At 26.6% G+C, this 346-nt stretch carries 1 protein-coding gene; it reads left to right on the plus strand.

Features of this window, described 5'->3' with window-relative positions:
* On the plus strand, positions 1 to 346 hold a 346-nt coding region (locus QWI17_RS05630; protein ID WP_302721537.1), incomplete at both ends, for a sensor histidine kinase.

A 346-nucleotide genomic window follows, 5' to 3' on the forward strand; every position in this document is an offset into this window, starting at 1 on the left:
ACAATAAATATCGAATTAATTATCTATCCTAATGAGGCTTTTGATTTGTTGGATGAAGAACAAAAAATACATCTTTATAGAATTTTACAAGAAATTCTTCATAATATATATAAACATGCTGATGCTCAAAATGTCTCAATAACTGTGACAAGACATCATATGATGTTTAATTTGATTATAGAAGATGATGGAAAAGGATTTGATATAAAAGAAACAAAACAAGGGATAGGAATTTTGAATATTAATGAGCGAATAAATCTTATAGGAGGAGTATTGAAAGTGGATTCGGTATTAGGAAATGGAACAACAATAATTATAACGTTAAATGAAGAAGATAAGAATAGGA

Source organism: Gilvimarinus gilvus (assembly GCF_030518155.1).
Classification (GTDB): domain Bacteria; phylum Pseudomonadota; class Gammaproteobacteria; order Pseudomonadales; family Cellvibrionaceae; genus Gilvimarinus; species Gilvimarinus gilvus.